The sequence below is a fragment of the Streptomyces sp. NPDC054813 genome (assembly GCF_053611365.1).
In genome coordinates this window covers 78,360-94,649 of the sequence record NZ_JBSHAF010000002.1, presented here as the reverse complement: position 1 = coordinate 94,649, position 16,290 = coordinate 78,360, and the positions used below count along the sequence as shown (strand labels likewise).

The 16,290-nt window shown below is 71.5% G+C and carries 13 protein-coding genes and 1 pseudogene; 8 read left to right on the top strand and 6 right to left on the bottom strand.

Annotated features, from left to right (window positions below):
• The first annotated feature begins 767 nt into the window (after positions 1 to 767).
• Together ACWGJB_RS03770 and ACWGJB_RS03765 are read left to right on the top strand one after the other, a co-directional pair.
• Positions 768 to 4,220: a DNA polymerase III subunit alpha gene (locus ACWGJB_RS03770; protein ID WP_453378662.1), complete on the top strand. Its 3,453-nt coding sequence runs from the start codon at positions 768 to 770 to the stop codon at positions 4,218 to 4,220.
• Positions 4,221 to 4,225: 5 nt separating this feature from the next.
• Complete coding sequence (locus ACWGJB_RS03765; RefSeq protein WP_453378661.1) at positions 4,226 to 5,209, top strand: DNA polymerase Y family protein; 984 nt, start codon at positions 4,226 to 4,228, stop codon at positions 5,207 to 5,209.
• 13 nt (positions 5,210 to 5,222) lie between these two features.
• Here ACWGJB_RS03765 and ACWGJB_RS03760 read toward each other — a convergent pair whose 3' ends face one another.
• Entirely contained in the window at positions 5,223 to 5,639 is a 417-nt protein-coding gene (locus tag ACWGJB_RS03760; protein ID WP_453378660.1) for a hypothetical protein, read from the bottom strand.
• On the opposite strand from ACWGJB_RS03760, the gene ACWGJB_RS03755 reads away from it, so the two are divergent.
• Positions 5,640 to 6,083, top strand: a complete 444-nt coding sequence (locus ACWGJB_RS03755) for a universal stress protein (protein ID WP_453378659.1) — start codon at positions 5,640 to 5,642, stop codon at positions 6,081 to 6,083.
• A 250-nt stretch (positions 6,084 to 6,333) separates the two neighbouring features.
• Here the strand turns inward: ACWGJB_RS03755 and ACWGJB_RS03750 are convergent, their stop codons facing one another.
• From ACWGJB_RS03750 to ACWGJB_RS03740, 3 genes are all read right to left on the bottom strand, one after another.
• Positions 6,334 to 7,035, bottom strand: coding sequence for a response regulator (locus ACWGJB_RS03750; RefSeq protein ID WP_453378658.1), 702 nt, complete (start codon positions 7,033 to 7,035; stop codon positions 6,334 to 6,336).
• Between the two features lie 79 nt (positions 7,036 to 7,114).
• Positions 7,115 to 7,828 (bottom strand): CBS domain-containing protein, encoded by a 714-nt coding sequence (locus ACWGJB_RS03745; protein WP_453378657.1) that lies wholly within the window; start codon positions 7,826 to 7,828, stop codon positions 7,115 to 7,117.
• Between the two features lie 37 nt (positions 7,829 to 7,865).
• Positions 7,866 to 8,330, bottom strand: a complete 465-nt coding sequence (locus ACWGJB_RS03740) for a Crp/Fnr family transcriptional regulator (RefSeq protein ID WP_453378656.1) — start codon at positions 8,328 to 8,330, stop codon at positions 7,866 to 7,868.
• Positions 8,331 to 8,579: 249 nt separating this feature from the next.
• On the opposite strand from ACWGJB_RS03740, the pseudogene ACWGJB_RS03735 reads away from it, so the two are divergent.
• Positions 8,580 to 9,234, top strand: a pseudogene (locus ACWGJB_RS03735) (amino acid permease); the annotation flags it as partial.
• A gap of 608 nt (positions 9,235 to 9,842) precedes the next feature.
• Here the strand turns inward: ACWGJB_RS03735 and ACWGJB_RS03730 are convergent.
• Positions 9,843 to 11,567, bottom strand: coding sequence for a SulP family inorganic anion transporter (locus ACWGJB_RS03730; protein WP_453378655.1), 1,725 nt, complete (start codon positions 11,565 to 11,567; stop codon positions 9,843 to 9,845).
• Between the two features lie 215 nt (positions 11,568 to 11,782).
• Here ACWGJB_RS03730 and ACWGJB_RS03725 point away from each other — a divergent pair, with 215 nt between their 5' ends.
• From ACWGJB_RS03725 to ACWGJB_RS03710, 4 genes are all read left to right on the top strand, one after another.
• Positions 11,783 to 12,412, top strand: coding sequence for a hypothetical protein (locus ACWGJB_RS03725; RefSeq protein WP_453378654.1), 630 nt, complete (start codon positions 11,783 to 11,785; stop codon positions 12,410 to 12,412).
• Positions 12,413 to 12,615: 203 nt separating this feature from the next.
• Complete coding sequence (locus tag ACWGJB_RS03720) at positions 12,616 to 13,521, top strand: universal stress protein (protein ID WP_453378653.1); 906 nt, start codon at positions 12,616 to 12,618, stop codon at positions 13,519 to 13,521.
• A 24-nt stretch (positions 13,522 to 13,545) separates the two neighbouring features.
• The gene (adhP, locus tag ACWGJB_RS03715; protein WP_453378652.1) at positions 13,546 to 14,568 is read left to right on the top strand and encodes an alcohol dehydrogenase AdhP; all 1,023 of its coding nucleotides are present in this window, start codon (positions 13,546 to 13,548) and stop codon (positions 14,566 to 14,568) included.
• A 5-nt stretch (positions 14,569 to 14,573) separates the two neighbouring features.
• Positions 14,574 to 15,434: a universal stress protein gene (locus tag ACWGJB_RS03710; protein WP_453379024.1), complete on the top strand. Its 861-nt coding sequence runs from the start codon at positions 14,574 to 14,576 to the stop codon at positions 15,432 to 15,434.
• Positions 15,435 to 15,451: 17 nt separating this feature from the next.
• On the opposite strand, the gene ppk2 is transcribed toward ACWGJB_RS03710, so the two are convergent.
• A complete protein-coding gene (gene ppk2, locus ACWGJB_RS03705) occupies positions 15,452 to 16,255 on the bottom strand; it encodes a polyphosphate kinase 2 (protein WP_453378651.1) in 804 nt (267 codons plus the stop codon).
• Between the last annotated feature and the right edge of the window lie 35 nt (positions 16,256 to 16,290).

Below are 16,290 nucleotides of genomic sequence, written 5' to 3'. Positions count from 1 at the left end.
GGCCTTACGCCCTGTGATCCGGATCACGAGGATGCTGTTCACCCATCAAGTTACGGACGAGTAGTGCAAGCGTGAAGTTACGCGTCGGTAAAACTTCCGAGTAACCGGTCGCGCGCCACCTACCTGATGGGATGTCACCAGCCGGGCCCGAGGGGACCATAGGGGACCACGGGGTGCAATACGCGCCAAACCGGCCCGCAACACGCGCACTTCACCCTCCCCCCGCGCCACTTCAGCCCCGCACGACCTCGGCGGCCGCCCGCTCGGTCACCCCGAGATGCACAGCGCGCTCGGTGACGGCCGCCCCGTCCGGGGCGAGCCCCGCCGAGGCGAAGCCATGGACGGCCCCGATCCCCTCGAAACCGCGGGCGACGACCCTCTCGCGAATGCGCCGGCGCCACCTTCGCCGTCGAGAACCCGACCGGCCACGCCCCCTGGGCCATCACGTCCACCGGCCTGGAGGCCGAGCCGTCCGACGGCACACGAAACACTCCACCGTGGGCCGACTGACGCCATCGACGTAACGGAAAGTGTCTCCATCACTACAAGTCGACACCATCCGCCCACCTGGAGCCTCCAACTGCCCCACCCGACCGAAGAGGTGACGGAGCGGCACCCCCCCTCTCGCCGCCCACTCCACCAAAGAATCGTTTACGCGTTCGATTCCAGTCGCCTACCTGGGCTGATGAGGCTAGAGTAATCGAACGAGCGTACGATGAACATATCGGGCGTACCACTGAAAAGGGGTGGAGGGATGGAGGTGCGGCATGACGGGCTTCGCCCATCTGCACGTCGCGTCCGGTTACTCCGCCCGCTACGGCGCCTCCCACCCCGAGCAGCTCGTCCGACGGGCGGCCGAGCAGGGCATGCCGGCGCTCGCGCTCACCGACCGGGACACGGTCACCGGGGCCGTGCGGTTCGCGCAGGCCTGCGCGAAGGACGGGGTCCGGCCGGTCTTCGGCATCGACCTGGCGGTGGAGGCCCTGGCACCTCCGCCGCCCGACCGGCGCCGCCGCACCCCGGCGCGCGGTGGCGCGCACGTCGTCGAGCCGCCACTGCGGTTCGCACTGCTCGCGCAGAACCGGGAGGGATGGGCACGGCTGTGCCGCATCACGTCCGCAGCCCATGCCGGTGCCGTGTCCGGCACACCGCCGGTGGTGCCGTGGCAGGCGCTGCGCGAGTACGGCGGCCCGGGCCTGACCGTGTTGCTCGGTCCGCTCTCGGAGCCGGTGCGGGCGCTGTCGGTGGGCCGGGAGGACGTGGCGATGAGGCTGCTGGCGCCCTGGACGGAGATCTTCGGGAGGGATGTTCGATTGGAAGTCGTCGCGCAGAAACGTTCCGGCACCGGTCCGGGATCCCTGCGCCTGGCCGCCCGCACCCTCGCGCTGGCCGACCGCACCCGTGCCACCGCCGTGCTCTCCAACGCCGTCCGCTACGCCGACCCCGACCAGCACCGCCTCGCCGACGTCCTGGACGCCGCCCGGCTGCTGAGACCGATCGACCGGCGCCGGCTGGACAGCGGACAGCGCTGGCTCAAGGACGAGCGAGGAATGGAGACCGTCGCGCGAATGATCGTCGAATGCGCCGGAGGAGACATCCGCCGGGCCCGCCGGCTCCTGGCGGACACCGCGGACACCGCGACCGCGTGCACCGTGGATCCGGTGTCCGACCTCGGGCTCGGCGCTCGGCACTTCCCGGAACCGTCGCTCTTCGGCGCCGAGCCCCGAGCGGGCGGAGCCGCACAGCTGCTGCGCGGGCAGTGCGAGGCCGGCCTGGCCAGGCGCGGTCTCGACCGCGACCGTACGGCGCTCGACCGGCTGGACGAAGAGCTCGAGGTGATTTCCGAGCTGGGCTACGACTCGTACTTCCTCGCCGTGGCCCAGGTCGTCGCCGACATCCGGGCCAAGGGCATCCGCGTCGCCGCCCGCGGCTCCGGTGCCGGCTCGCTGGTCTGCCACGCGCTGGACATCGCCACCGCCAACCCGCTCGACCACCGCCTCCTGTTCGAACGCTTCCTGAGCACGCGCCGGGCGTCCCTGCCCGACATCGACATCGACGTGGAATCCGCCCGCCGGCTGGAGTGCTACGACACGATCTTCGAACGGTTCGGCAAGGAGCGGGTCGCGGTCACCGCCATGCCCGAGACCTACCGGGCGCGCAGGGCGCTCAGGGACACCGGCCTCGCTCTCGGCATCGCGCCGGCCGAGATCGACCGGATCGCCAAGAGCTTCCCGCACCTGCGCGCCTCCGACATCACCGGCGCCCTCGCCGAACTGCCCGAGCTACGACAGCTGGCGGGCGAGGCACACCGGTACGGCCCCCTGTGGGAGCTGGCCGAAGGCCTCGACTCCCTGGTCCACGGCATGGCCATGCATCCCTGCGGCGTGGTCATCAGCGACGCGACCCTCCTGGACCGGCTGCCGGTGCAGCCCACCCCGCAGGGCGACTACCCCATGGCCATGGCCGCGAAGGAGGAGATCGAGGCGCTCGGCAACATCAAACTCGACGTCCTGGGCGTGCGGATGCAGTCCGCGATGGCCCACGCCGTCACCGAGATCGAACGGACCACCGGCAACCACATCGACCTCGACAACCCCCGGCAGGTGCCGCTCGACGACGTCTTCGCGTTCAAGCTCATCCAGGCCAGCCAGACCCTGGGTCTGTTCCAGCTGGAGTCGCCCGGCCAGCAGGACCTGCTCTCCCGGCTCCAGCCCCGCGACGTCCAGGACGTCATCGCCGACATCAGCCTCTTCCGCCCCGGCCCGGTCGCCGGCGGCATGCCCGAGCGCTACATCGCCGCCCGCCACGGCGGCACACCCGACTACGCCCACCCCGACCTCGAACCGGTCCTCTCCGACACCTACGGCGTGACCATCTGGCACGAGCAGATCATCGAGACGCTCTCGGTGCTGACCGGCTGCGACCGGGCCTTCGCGGAGATCACCCGGCGGGCGCTCGGCGACAAGGAGCAACTGCCCAGGATCAGGGACTGGTTCCACGAGCGGGCCCGCGCGCGTGGCTACAGCGCGGCCGTCCGGGACGAGGTGTGGAAGACCGTCGAGGCCTTCGGTGCGTACGGCTTCTGCCGCGCCCATGCGGTCGCCTTCGCCGTACCCGCTCTGCAGAGCGCCTGGCTCAAGGCGCACTATCCGGCGTTCCTGCTGGCGGGCCTTCTCGAACACGACCCCGGGATGTGGCCCAAGCGGGTCCTCGTCTCCGACGCCCGTCGCCGTGGGGTCCCCGTCCTGCCCGTCGACGTCAACCACTCCCAGGTGAAACACACGGTGGAGAAGGCCGACGGAGACCGGTGGGGTGTGCGGCTTGCCCTCTCCGCGGTGCACGGCATCAGCGAGGACGAGTGCGCACGGATCGAGGCGGGGCAGCCGTACGGATCGCTGTCGGACTTCTGGCAGCGGGCACACCCCAGCAGACCCGTCGCCGAACGCCTCGCCGAGATCGGCGCGCTCACCTGCCTGCACGACGGCCGGCTCACCCGGCGCGACCTGCTGCTCCAGATCGCCGAGCTCCACCGCCAGTCCCGCAACCGGACCGCGACCTCGGGCCAACTGCCCATCGACACGGACGCCGTCGGCGGGGCGGAGCCGAGCGGCCTGCCGGAGATGACCGGCCGCGAGGCCCTGAGCGCCGAGCTGAGCACTCTCGGCATCGACATCTCCCGGCACCTGATGGAGCACCACCACCGGCTGCTGCGCGAGATCGGCGCGACCGACGCGGCCCATCTGGCCGGCATGCGCGCCGGTCAGCAGGTCCTCGTGGCCGGGGTGCGAGCCTCCACCCAGACCCCGCCGATCGCGAGTGGCAAGCGGATCATCTTCGTCACCCTGGAGGACGGTTCCGGCCTGGTCGACCTGGCGTTCTTCGAGGACTCCCACCCGGCCTGCGCACACACCGTCTTCCACAGCGGACTGCTCCTCGTCCGCGGCACGGTCCAGGTGCGCGGCACCCGCCGTACCGTCGTCGGCACCATGGCCTGGGACCTGGACGAGATCGCCGCCGCCCGCCGCGACAACGGCCCCGAGGCCGCCCTCGCCCTCCTCGGCGCCGGCCGCCCGCACCCGACCCCCGCCCAGCCGCACCGCACCCTGACCGACGGCACCGCGGGTGCCCGCCTGCACCCCTACGCCGACCTCCAGCCTGCCGGCACCCGCTCCGCCGACCTGAAGAAATTCGGCCACCGAAGCCCAGGGAGCGCGGGATGAGCGGGATGAGCACACGCCAGCGGCACATCGCCCACCTCCATCTGCACGCCTCACTGACCGAGGATCAGTACGCCCAAATAATCGAACTGGTGTCCGGAATTACGCCTCACGTCCAGGTCATCCCGCCCAACGCCGTACAACTGGACCTGACGTCGGCACTCAGATACTTCGACCTGTCTCCTTACGACGTGGTCCAGCTGGCGAAGCTCAGACTGAAGGCCCTCTACGACATCGACAGCAGCGCCGGACTCGCGGGCAACCGCATGCTGGCGGCCATGGCGGCCGACGCCTCCGCGCCAGGAGAGACCACCTGGGTACCCACCGCCGACGCGGCCGACTGGCTGTACCCGCGACCGGTCACCGCACTCCCGGGGGTCGGCCGCGCCACAGCGGACACGCTCAGCAGATACGGCCTGCACACCATCGGCCAGGTCAGCGATCTGCCCGCCGGGACGTTGCAGCGGCTCCTCGGTGCGGGCCCCGCCCGGCTGCTGGCCGAACGCGTCCGCGGCCGCGACCCCCGCCCGGTCACCCCGATGGAACCGTCAGAGCATCTGACCGCCGACCTCGTACTGGAACGGGACTGCCTCGACCCTGCACAACACCACCGGGCGGTCCTGGGACTTGCCGACCAGATCGGCCAACGCCTGCGCGGTGAAAGCCAGATCGCCGGTCGGCTCGCCCTCACGGTGCGATACGCCGACCGTACTTCCACCACGCGCACGCGCACGCTGCCGGAACCCACCGGCCACTCGCCCGCCCTGGCCACGACCGCCTTGGGTCTGTTGACCGCGCTCGGGCTGCAACGGGCAAGAGTCCGTGCCTTCGCGATCCGTGCCGACGGTCTGTTGCCGGCCGACAGCGCCTACTGGCAGCTCTCTCTGGACGCCGGTGATACCCGTGCCCGTGCGGTCGAAGCCGCCGCGGACCGCGCCCGTCGACGCTTCGGGCCAGATGCCGTACGCCCAGCCGCTCTGGCGGCGGACTGACTCTGTGCGTCGATCAGCCGGTGGGGAGGACGAGAGCGGTGTCCTTGCTCCCCCGCGTCAACGCTTGCACGGGGACTTCTTCTTCGGCACTGATCACCACGGTCAGAGCGGGGTGCCGCTCGCGGACCTGTGAGGCCGAGGCGGCCGGCACCGGTTCCGCCCCGTCGCGGTCGGGTACGGCGTACACCACACACAGCACGCTTCCGCGCCGGGCCGCCTCGTCCGCGGCCAGGTCCAGGGCTCGTACGGAGAACAGTGATCCGGAACCGGCTCGCACAGCCGTCCGGCACGGCAGACCGACGGAGCTCCAGGAGAGTGCCCCCGTCATGCCGTCGGAGGCGCATCTCTGGCGGTACGGCGGGGCCTCGCGCAGCGTGGTGATGAGGGACGGCCGGCCGACGGCGTACGTGCCGCAGGAGAGGTGGGACACATGGGCAGCGAAGTCGCCGTGCCGAAGGTAGTGGTCGGTGTCGACGGATCCTCGTCCTCGTACGGGGCCCTGCGGTGGGCGGTGCGCTACGCCGGTCTCGTCGGCGGCACCGTGGAGGCGGTCGCCGTGTGGGAGCTGCCGGGTCTGTCCGGCTGGTCGGGGCCCGCGGTGGACATGGACATCGACGAGGAGGAGGCCCGGGAGCGGATGCGGCGGGAGCTGACCGACGTGCTCGGCGCGGACGAAGCCGGGGCCTTGACGACACACCTGGTGCACGGCAACCCGACCGACGTGTTGTTGCGGGCCGCGGAGGGGGCTGAGGTCCTGGTCGTCGGCAGCCGGGGCAGAGGCGGGTTCGCGCGTGCGCTGCTCGGGTCGGTCAGCATGCACGTCTCGCAGCACGCGAGCTGTCCGGTGGTGATCGTGCGTCCCGAGGGACCGTGAGCGCTGACCGGCGAGTGCCGAACCGCGGATGCCGTTTTGCACGGCGCAACCGGCACTGGCGAACAGGCTGGTGAAGGGGCCGTCCTCCGGAGGCTGCTGCGGCGGCCATCGGCCGATCGGGTTGCCCCTGTGTCTGGCCATGGACGCACCGTGGTCGTCGGACGCCGCACCGGCAGGCTCGCCGGAGGGGCGTGAGCGCCCGGGGGTCTGGGTGGGCGCGTAGTCCCGCCGGCTCGGCTCCCCGCACGGCTCACTTCGCCGGACGGTCCCCCGACTCCGGTTGCTCCAGGTGCGAGGCAAGTACCGCGGCCTGGACCCGGCGCTGGACGCCCAGCTTGGCGAGCAGGCGGGAGATGTGGTTCTTGACGGTCTTCTCGGAGAGGTAGAGCTTCTTGCCGATCTCGCGGTTGGTGAGGCCGTCGCCGATCAGGGCGAGGATGTCCCGTTCGCGGGGGGACAGGCTCGCCAGCTCGGGCGGCATGGAGGGGGTCTCCGCGGGGTCGGCGCGCAGGGAGCGCATCAGGCGGCCCGTGGTCGCGGGGTCCAGCATCGACTGACCGGAGGCGACCGTGCGTACCGCCGAGACCAGGTCCGAGCCCTTGATCTGCTTCAGGACGTAGCCGGACGCTCCCGCCATGATCGCATCCAGCAGGGCGTCCTCGTCGTCGAACGACGTCAGCATGAGGCAGGCCAGCTCCGGCATCTGATCGCGCAACTCCCGGCAGACCGTGATCCCGTCGCCGTCGGGCAGGCGGACGTCGAGGACGGCGACGTGCGGGCGCAGGGCGGGGCCGCGGGCGAGGGCGTGCTGGACGGTGCCGGCGTCGCCGACGACCGAGATGTCGGGCTCCGCGTCGAGCAGGTCCGTCAGACCACGCCGGACGACCTCGTGGTCGTCCAGCAGGAACACGCGGATCGGGTCCTGTTCCGTGAAGGTGCGCGGCTCGGCCATACGACGTCCCCTCGTTCCCCGGATGAAGGGCAGACTGCGGGCTGCCCAGGACGATCATCGCCCGCCGGGGCCGCTTGTACTAGGGCCGACCGGCCCCACTTGCCTCGTCCGGACGGTCGGCCGACAGCTCGAATTCCACGTCCACCACTCCTTCGACGGCCCGGATCAGACGCGCCGCCACGGGGACGAGGGACGTGTCCCGGATCCGGCCGACGAGCTTCACCACTCCCTCCTGGACGTCGACGCGCAGCGCGGAGGAGGGCGGTGGGAAGAGGTAGGAGACGACCTCGCGCCGTACCTCCTCGGCGATCTCCTCGTCATCGCGCAGGAAGACCTTGAGGAGGTCGGCGCGGCTGACCACGCCCTGGAGCGCACCGAGGTCGTCCACCACGGGGAGCCGCTTGACCTTGGCCCGTGCCATGGTGCGGGCGGCCTGCGCGAGGGTGTCGCCCGGGTGGACGGTGAGGGCCGGTGAGGTCATCAGCTGTTCCGCCGTCACCGCGCCGGCCTTCGTCACGTCGGAGAGCCTGCGCAGTTGCGTGATGGGGGTCCCCCCGGTCGAGCGGAGCCGAGACTGGGGGAGGTCGGGGTCGCCGTCCCGGAACTCCTCCTTGTGCAGGAGGTCCGCCTCGGAGACGACGCCGACGACCCGGCCCTCGCCCTCGACGACCGGCAGGGCGCTGACCTGCCAGTCCCGCATCAGCTGCACCAATTCCTTGAAAGGAGCCTGCCGCCCGACGCTGACGACGGTCTGCGTCATGACGTCACTCACGATGTGCGGTGTGCCGTGCATGGTCACTCCCAGGAGAGCCGTGTGGTCCGGGACCGCGTCAGACGCTCGCGCCGGCGCCGTACGGGGCGTACAGGTCCAGCAGCCGCGTCCGTGCCGCGCGCAGGCGGTGGGCGAGTACCTGGCCCACCCACTGACCGACGGCGTTGCCCAGCGCGGGGTCGTCCTGGCACGTGGACCGGACGGCCGTGGCGTCGAACTCGTAGGCCCGTACCGGTGTGGTGGCCTCGGCGCCCATGTGCCACACATGGGGTGCGAACAGCCAGGACCAGCCGATCAGTTCGTTGGGCCCGAGGTTCTCGATGACGGCCGCCCGGCGGCCGGGCACATGCATGTCGAGTTCGACCCGGCCGGAGCGGATGATCCAGAACCGGTCGGCGCGGCCGCCTTCCTCGAAGAGCCGGGTTCCCTGCGGGAAGGAGACCTCGCGGGCGAAGCGCATCAGCCGTTCCCGGTGATCGGTGGGAAGCCCGCGCAGCATGGTGGTGGTCGGAGTGGTGTTCATGGCGTACCTCCCGGGTGCCGCGTACGGACAACTGCCTCCAGCGTGCGGCGGAGGCCTCGGACCTGCCATGGGCCGGGTGGGCCCGGCTGCCCGGGACCTTCAGTACGTCTCCTGAGCCCGTACGGCCGCTCCCCGCACCCCCGCGTGGCGCAGAACGATCAGTCCCGCACCGGCTAGTCATCCGCAGCGCCACGCACAAGGAGCACAGTCATGTCCACGACCCCGACGAGCGGGAAACGAGCCGCCCCCATGGCGGCCCTCGGCCTCCCCGCCGCCTCCGCCCTCGTGATCGGCAGCATCATCGGCACCGGCGTCTTCGCCCTCCCCCTCGGCACTGGCGCCGTACGGACCGATCGCGCTGGTCGCGTTCGGAGCCGTCACCCTCGGAGCGCTCGCCCTGGCGCTGACCTTCGGCTCGCTCGCCGGGCGGACCACGGCCAGCGCCGGGCCGTACGTCTACGCCCGCGAGGCCTTCGGTGAGTTCGCGGGGTTCCTGAACGCATGGTCGTACTGGATCACCGCCTGGGCCGGCAACGCGGCGATCGTGGTGGCCTGGGTCGGCTATGTCGAGGTCTTCGTCAACACCGGCCACCGGATATGGCTCGCGGTGCTCCTCGCGCTGGTAGGGCTCTGGATCCCCGCGGCGATCAACCTCACCGGCGTACGGAACATCGGAGCCCTCCAGGTCATCACCACCGTGCTGAAGTTCGTCCCGCTGGTCTTCATGGCCACCGTAGGACTGTTCTTCGTCGACCCGGACAACTTCGGCTCCTTCAACGCCAGCGGCCAGTCGGCGCTGGGCGCGATCTCCGCCGCCGGGGCCATCGCCCTGTTCAGCTACCTGGGCCTGGAAGCCGCCTCGGTCGTCGCCGGCCGGGTCCGGGAGCCGGGACGCAACGTACCCGACGAAGTGATGGCGGAGATCGAGAAGTACCGGGACTTCATCACGACGGCCGGCGGCGGAGTCACCCTCACCGGCGGCGAACTGGCCCCCACCCTCAGCTTCGCCACCCGCCTGGACCGCCTCGGCGTCCCGATGCGGATCCGCTACGTCCTGGTCCCCGGCTGGACCGACACCCGGGAGCCCATCGACAGCGTGGCCCGCTTCGTCGGCGAGCTCCCGGCGGTACTGCGGGTCGACGTCCTGCCCTTCCACAAGCTGGGCGCGGCGAAGTACACGGCACTCGGGATCCCCTTCGCGTTGGCGGACACGCCCGGTCCGTCGGCGGAACTGGTCGAGCGGGTGCGTGGGCAGTTTCGCCGGCAGGGCGTCGAGGCCTACTGAGGGATTGTGTTTCCGAGTCCGGGGCGGCGCTCTGGACCAGCGTTCGCAGGGGGATTGTCGGTCCGTCGGGCTGACGTCCTGCCATGGATCAGGCCCACGAACGCCGTGACCATCACGCGGGCCGGAGAGGACAGGGCCGAAATCTGCCGGACGGAGTGACCCTGCACCCTGGTGAAGGCCATCCCTTCTTCTTGGGCGTCCCCTCCCGGTGAGGTCGGGAAAGTCAGTCAGGACTTCTCGGGGTGGTCTGCCAGCCACTCCCGGTACGCCGAGACCGTGGTCGGCAGGGTCGGGAAGATCCGGTCGCCGCCCACGGCGTCGGTGAGGCCGTAGGTGTTCAGGCTGTCCAGGAGGTTCTGTTTCACCCGGGCCAGGGCGAACACGACGCCGCGGGTGGTGAGTTCACGGCGGAGTTCGTCGACCGCGTCGAGGGCGGTGATGTCGACCTCCACGTTGGCCTCGGTGTTGAGGACGAACCAGCGGACGGGTTCGGTCTGTTCGTCGACGGCGGCCAGGGCGCGGCGGTGGAAGTCCTCGGCGTTGGCGAAGAACAACGGTGAGTCGTAGCGGTAGACCAGCAGGCCGGGGATCGTGCGGGCGGAGGGGTAGTCGTCGATGTCGTGCATGCCGGCCACGCCGGGCACCAGGCCCTCGATCGCGTCGTGCGGGCGCGCCACGCGCGTGAGCAGTTCGGCCACCGACAGGCCGACAGCGACCAGCACGCCGTAGAGGATGTCCAGGGTGAGGACTCCGGCCAGGCAGCCGAGCGCGAGCAGCAGTTCGCGGCGGCGGAAGGAGGCCAGGCGGCGGAAGCCGGCGAGGTCGATCATGCGGATCGCCGCGTAGACGACCAGCGCGCCGAGCACCGCGGCGGGCGTCCGGGTGAGGAGCGGGCTGAGGAACAGTAGTACGGCCAGCACCAGGGCACCGGCGAACAGAGAGTAGGCCTGGCTGCGGGCGCCCGCCGAGGCGGCCAGGGCGGTGCGGCTGGCGCTGCTGCTCACCGGGAAGCCGTGCAGGGCGCTCGCGCCGAGGTTGGCGGTGCCCAGGGCCAGGAACTCCTGGTTCGCGTCCAGTCCGGGGCCGTCGTCCGGGCCCCGGCCGGTGAAGGCGCGGGCGGTGAGGATGAAGTCCGTGTACGCCACCAGGAGGACGCCGAGCGCGGGCAGGACCAGGTGCGGGATCTCGGTGAGGTCCGGCACGGCGAAGTCGGGCAGTCCTGACGGGACTGTCCCGATGACCTTGATGCCGTAGCGGTCGTCGAGGTCGAAGGCCACCACGGCCGCCGTGCCCAGGACCACTGCAAGGAGCGGACCGGGGAGCATTCGGACGTATCGCGTCACGAGGAGGAGGAAGACCAGCGTCACGGCCGAGAAGACGACGGTGGCCGGATCGATCTCTCCCAAGTGCGCCAAGAACGACCAGAGCTGGGGGAAGAACTCGGCTCCCGTGATGCGTACCCCGGTGAGTTTGGGCAGCTGGTCCACCATCATGATCAGGGCCACGCCGGCCAGGTAGCCGATCAGCACCGGGCGGGAGAGAAGGTCCGCCAGGAAGCCGAGGCGTACCGCCCGCGCGATCAGGCAGAGCAGACCGACCGTGGCGGCCAGGCCGGCCGCCAGTACGGCGTACCGGCCGGGGTCGCCGCTGGCCAGCGGGGCGACCACGGTGGCCGTCATCAGGGCGGTCGTCGACTCCGGGCCGACCGACAGCAGCCGTGAGGAACCGAACAATGCGTACAGGGCCAGGGCCGGCAGGATCGCCCAGAGACCGGCGACCGGAGGCAGGCCGGCGACTCCGGCGTACGCCATGACCTGCGGCACCAGATACGCGGCGACGGTCACTCCGGCCAGCAGGTCACCCCGCAGCCAGGCACGCCGGTAGCCGAGCAGCGAGGCGAGTCCGGGCGCGAGCCGGTGCCAACCCGGGTGTTCGCCCCTGCCGTCGGTCATACGCCGCCTTTCGCCTGGTGCTCCCAGCATCCACCGGACCGCGCCGGGCCACGGCACAAACGCCGTACGCATGTCGAACAGGCCCTGCAGACAGGGCCGTTCAGCCCAACGGGTGCGGACCTTCGGCATCCGGCACGGGCGTTCGCGCAGCACGAGAGTAAAGGGCGTCAGACAGCGAACGGCCCCTCCCCCGCCTCCCTGAAGGGATCACCACCATGGCCGTGCACGAGCACTCTCACCGTGGCTCCGGCTTCCACCTGCCGTCCTTCCTCCGGCCTCGGACCGCCTCAGGCTCCGACACCGCGGTGGCGGCGGTGACCGACACGCACACCGCGCGGGCCTATGTCTTCGGCTCCCTGCGGCTGCTCACCGGGTTCGTCTTCCTGTGGGCGTTCCTCGACAAGACCTTCGGCTTCGGTTACGCCACCCCGTCCGGCAAGGGCTGGATCGACGGCGGCTCGCCGACCAAGGGCTTCCTCAGCTCCGTCGCCGCCGGCCCGCTGGCCTCCACCTTCCACTCCTGGGCCGGGGACAGCTGGGCCGACTGGCTGTTCATGCTCGGCCTCCTCGGCGTCGGCGTGGCCCTGACCACGGGCGTCGCACTGCGCCTGGCCGCCGTCGCGGGCACCGCGATGATGGCGCTGATGTGGCTGGCCGAATGGCCGCCCGCCCGGCACCTCTCGGACGGCTCGCTGAGCATGTCCAGCAACCCGTTCGCCGACTACCACCTCATCTACGCCGTGGTCCTGATCGCCCTGGCCGTCGCGGCCGTCGGCGACACCCTCGGCCTGGGGCGGCTGTGGGCACGGTCGCCCTTCGTCCGCGACCACAGCTGGCTGCGCTGACGGCGGGCCAGGCGGCGGCCGTGCGCCACGCCCTCGCCGAGCCCGCTGCCGCTGGGCCGGACCGCGGCCGGCATGGGTCGGTCGGTCCCGTCCCGGGACCACCGGCCCATGTCACTGACCGCTCCTCGGCCCCACGCTGGAATCGGCCCCCTCGCGCAAGGACCGCTTGCCCGAGGCCCCCCGCTCCGCAGGAGGTGGAGATCATGCTCCGCACGGTCATCGCAGGTCTCGACGGCTCGCCCGAGAGCAGGGCCGCCGCCGAATGGGCCGCCCGCGAGGCGGGGCTGCGCGGCCTGACCCTGAAGGTCGTCCATGTCCGGGAGCCGGCGCCGACCCCTGTCGGCCAGGCGCCGCTGGTAGGGGCCGAGACCGCGCAGAACTGGACGGAGTACCTCCCGCGGGAGTCCGCCGAGGGCCTCCGCCTCCGCCACCCAGGCGTCGAGGTGATCACCGAACTGCTCACCGGTCGCCCCGGGGAACTGCTGGCCCAGGAGGCGGACGCCTCCGAACTGCTCGTCCTCGGCTCCCGGGGCCTCGGCGGTGTCGGCGGCTTCCTGGTCGGCTCCGTCGGGCTGCACGTCGTGGCCCACGCCGAGCGGCCCGTGGTGCTGGTCCGGGCGGGCGAGCAGGCCGCCGACGAGCATCTGATGGACCCGGCGGGCGTGCCGTCCGCGGCAGCACCTTTCCGGCCCGTCGTCCTCGGACTCGACACCGAGGACCCGGATGAGAGGCTGCTCGGCTTCGCCTTCGGCAGCGCCGCCCTCCGTGCCGCGAAGCTGCGGGTCGTCCACGGCTGGAGCCTGCCCCCGACCTACGAGTACGGCATGGCCGTCGGCTACGACCCCCGGGACACGTTCGGGCGGCACATGGCGGCCGAACTGGCCGAGGTTCTGCGGCCCTGGCGGCAGAAGTTCCCGGACGTCGAGGTGGCCGAGGCGAGCCGGTACAGCAGTGCCGCGTCGGCCCTGGTTCACGCGTCCCTTGACGCCTCGCTGGTCGTCGTCGGCCGCCGGATCCGCCAGGGGGGCCTCGGCCCGCACATCGGCCATGTCACCCACGCCGTCCTGCACCACTCCGCCGCCCCCGTCGCCGTCGTCCCGCACGGCTGACCCATCCTGAGGAGAGAACAGATCATGAAGGCAGCGGTCGTACGAGCGTTCGGCGAGCCCCTGGTCATCGAGGAACGCCCCGACCCCGAGCCCGGCCCCGGCCAGGTCCGTGTCCGCGTCGAGGCGTCCGGGCTGTGCCACACCGACATCCACGCCGCGCACGGCGACTGGCCGGTCAAGCCGAACCCTCCGTTCGTACCCGGACACGAGGGCGTCGGCATCGTCGAGGAACTCGGCGAGGGCGTCACCCATCTGACGGTCGGACAGCGGGTCGCGGTGCCCTGGCTGGGCCGGGCCTGCGGGCGGTGCGAGCACTGCCTGTCCGGCTGGGAGACCCTGTGCGAGCAGCAGATCAACACCGGCTACGGCTGCGACGGCGGGTACGCCGAGAAGATGCTGGCCTGGGCCGACTTCGCCCAGCCGGTGCCCGACGGGGTCACCGCCGTGGACGCCGCCCCGCTGACCTGCGCCGGCGTGACCACGTACAAGGCACTCAAGGTCGCGGGCGTCCGGCCCACCCAGCTCGTCGCGATCTCCGGGATCGGCGGGCTCGGCCACCTCGCCGTGCAGTACGCGAAGATCGCCGGGGCCACGGTCGCGGCCATCGACGTCACCGACGAGAAGCTCGAACTCGCCACCACGCTCGGCGCCGACCTGGTCATCGACGCCCGCAAGGACGACGTCGGCGAGATCCTCAGGCAGCACGGCGGCGCGCATGCCGCGATCGCGCTCGCCGTGAACGACGTGGCCTTCGAGGCCGTCAACTCCGGTCTGCGACGCGGCGGCAAGCTCGTGATGGTGGCGCTGCCCGCGCACGGTACCGTCCGGGTCCCGATCTTCGACACCGTGCTGAACGGCACGAGCCTGATCGGCTCCATCGTCGGCACCCGGCAGGATCTCACCGAGGTGTTCCAGCTGCACGCCGCCGGACAGACCCGGGTCATCTGCGAGACCCGCCCGCTGACCTCCGTCAACGAATCCATCGACGAGGTGCTGCGCGGCCAGGTCAAGGCCCGGATCGTGTTCGACCTCGACGCGGGGCGGTGAGCACCATGGACCTGTCGGTCGTCGTCGGAGTCGACGGCTCCGAGTCCAGCCTGCGGGCCGTCGAGTGGGCGGCCGACGAGGCCGCCCTGCGCGGCCGGCCGCTCCGGCTGGTGTACGCCTCGCTGTGGGAGCGGTACGAGGGCGAGTCGCTCACCGACGACCTCACCAAGCCGTCCGACGAGCTGATGGCCGAGGACGTCGTCGCCGTCGCCGCTCGGCGGGCCCACCGCCGGCAGCCCGGCCTGAAGGTCACCACCGACGTCCTTCCGGAGGAACCGGAGTACGCCCTGGTGCGGGAGAGCAGCGACGCCGAGGCGCTGGTGCTGGGTTCCCGGGGGCGCAGCGGTTTCGTCGAGATGCTGCTCGGCTCGGTCGGCCTGGCCGTCGCCGCGCAGGCCCACTGCCCGGTGATCGTGCTCCGTGGCAGTCACGACAACCAGGTTCGTCCCGGGGGCGGTGGCCGGATCGTGCTCGGCATCGGGGGTCAGGAGGCCGTGCGCTTCGCCGTCCGGGAGGCCGGGCTGCGGGACGCCGAGGTCGACGCCGTACGGGCCTGGCGGGCTCCGGCACACGAGAGCACCGACCACCCGTTGGTGTCCGGGGAACCCGCCCGGCTGCACGAGCAGCGGGCCCTGGACAACCTGGAGGAGGCGCTGCGCGACGTACCGGAGGAGGTGCGCGTGCACCGGCAGACCGTCGAGGGCCCCGCCCGCCAGGTACTGCTGGCCGCCTCCCGTACGGCCGACCTGCTGGTGGTGGGCGCCCGGCGCAACACCGGGCACCTCGGGCTCCGGCTCGGCCGGGTGGCCCACGGCGTCCTGCACCACGCCGCGTGCCCGGTCGCCGTCGTACCCGAGCGGACGTGACCGCGATGACCGGCTGCTCAGAGAGTCGCCGCGTGGTCGGGGACGTAGGTCTGCAGATCCCGCGGCGGGCGCTCGTAGCCGGTCGACGGCGGCCGTTTCGGGAGCTTCAGCACCGGCGGCGGCACGTCGTGGTACGGGACGGTCGACAGCAGGTGGGCGATCATGTTCAGCCGCGCCCGGCGCTTGTCGTCGCTCTCCACGACGTACCAGGGCGTCTCGGAGACGTCGGTGTACACCAGCATCTCGTCCTTGGCCCGGGAGTAGGCCTCCCAGTGGGTGATCGACTCCAGGTCCATCGGCGAGAGCTTCCAGCGCCGCAGCGGGTCGTCGAGACGCTTGCGGAACCGCTCCTGCTGCTCGGTGTCGCTCACCGAGAACCAGTACTTGCGCAGCAGGATCCCCGACTCGACCAGCATCCGCTCGAAGATCGGGCAGTGCCGCAGGAAGAGCTGGTACTCCTCCTTCGTGCAGAAGCCCATCACATGCTCGACGCCGGCCCGGTTGTACCAGGACCGGTCGAACAGCACCATCTCCCCGGCGGCCGGCAGGTGCTCGACGTACCGCTGGAAGTACCACTGCGTGCGCTCGCGCTCGGTGGGCTTGGGGAGCGCCGCGATCCGGGCGATGCGCGGGTTGAGGTTCTCCGTCACCCGTTTGATCGTGCCGCCTTTGCCGGCCGCGTCCCGCCCCTCGAAGATCACCACAAGACGTGCACCCGTGGCCCGTACCCACTCCTGCAGCTTCGCCAACTCGGCCTGCAGGCGTCGCAGTTCCGCTTCGTACACCTTGCGCGGCAGCTCCGCCGCCTTCTTGCCGGCCATGCCGCCTCCACCGCCCGATGACTGACTCACGGAGC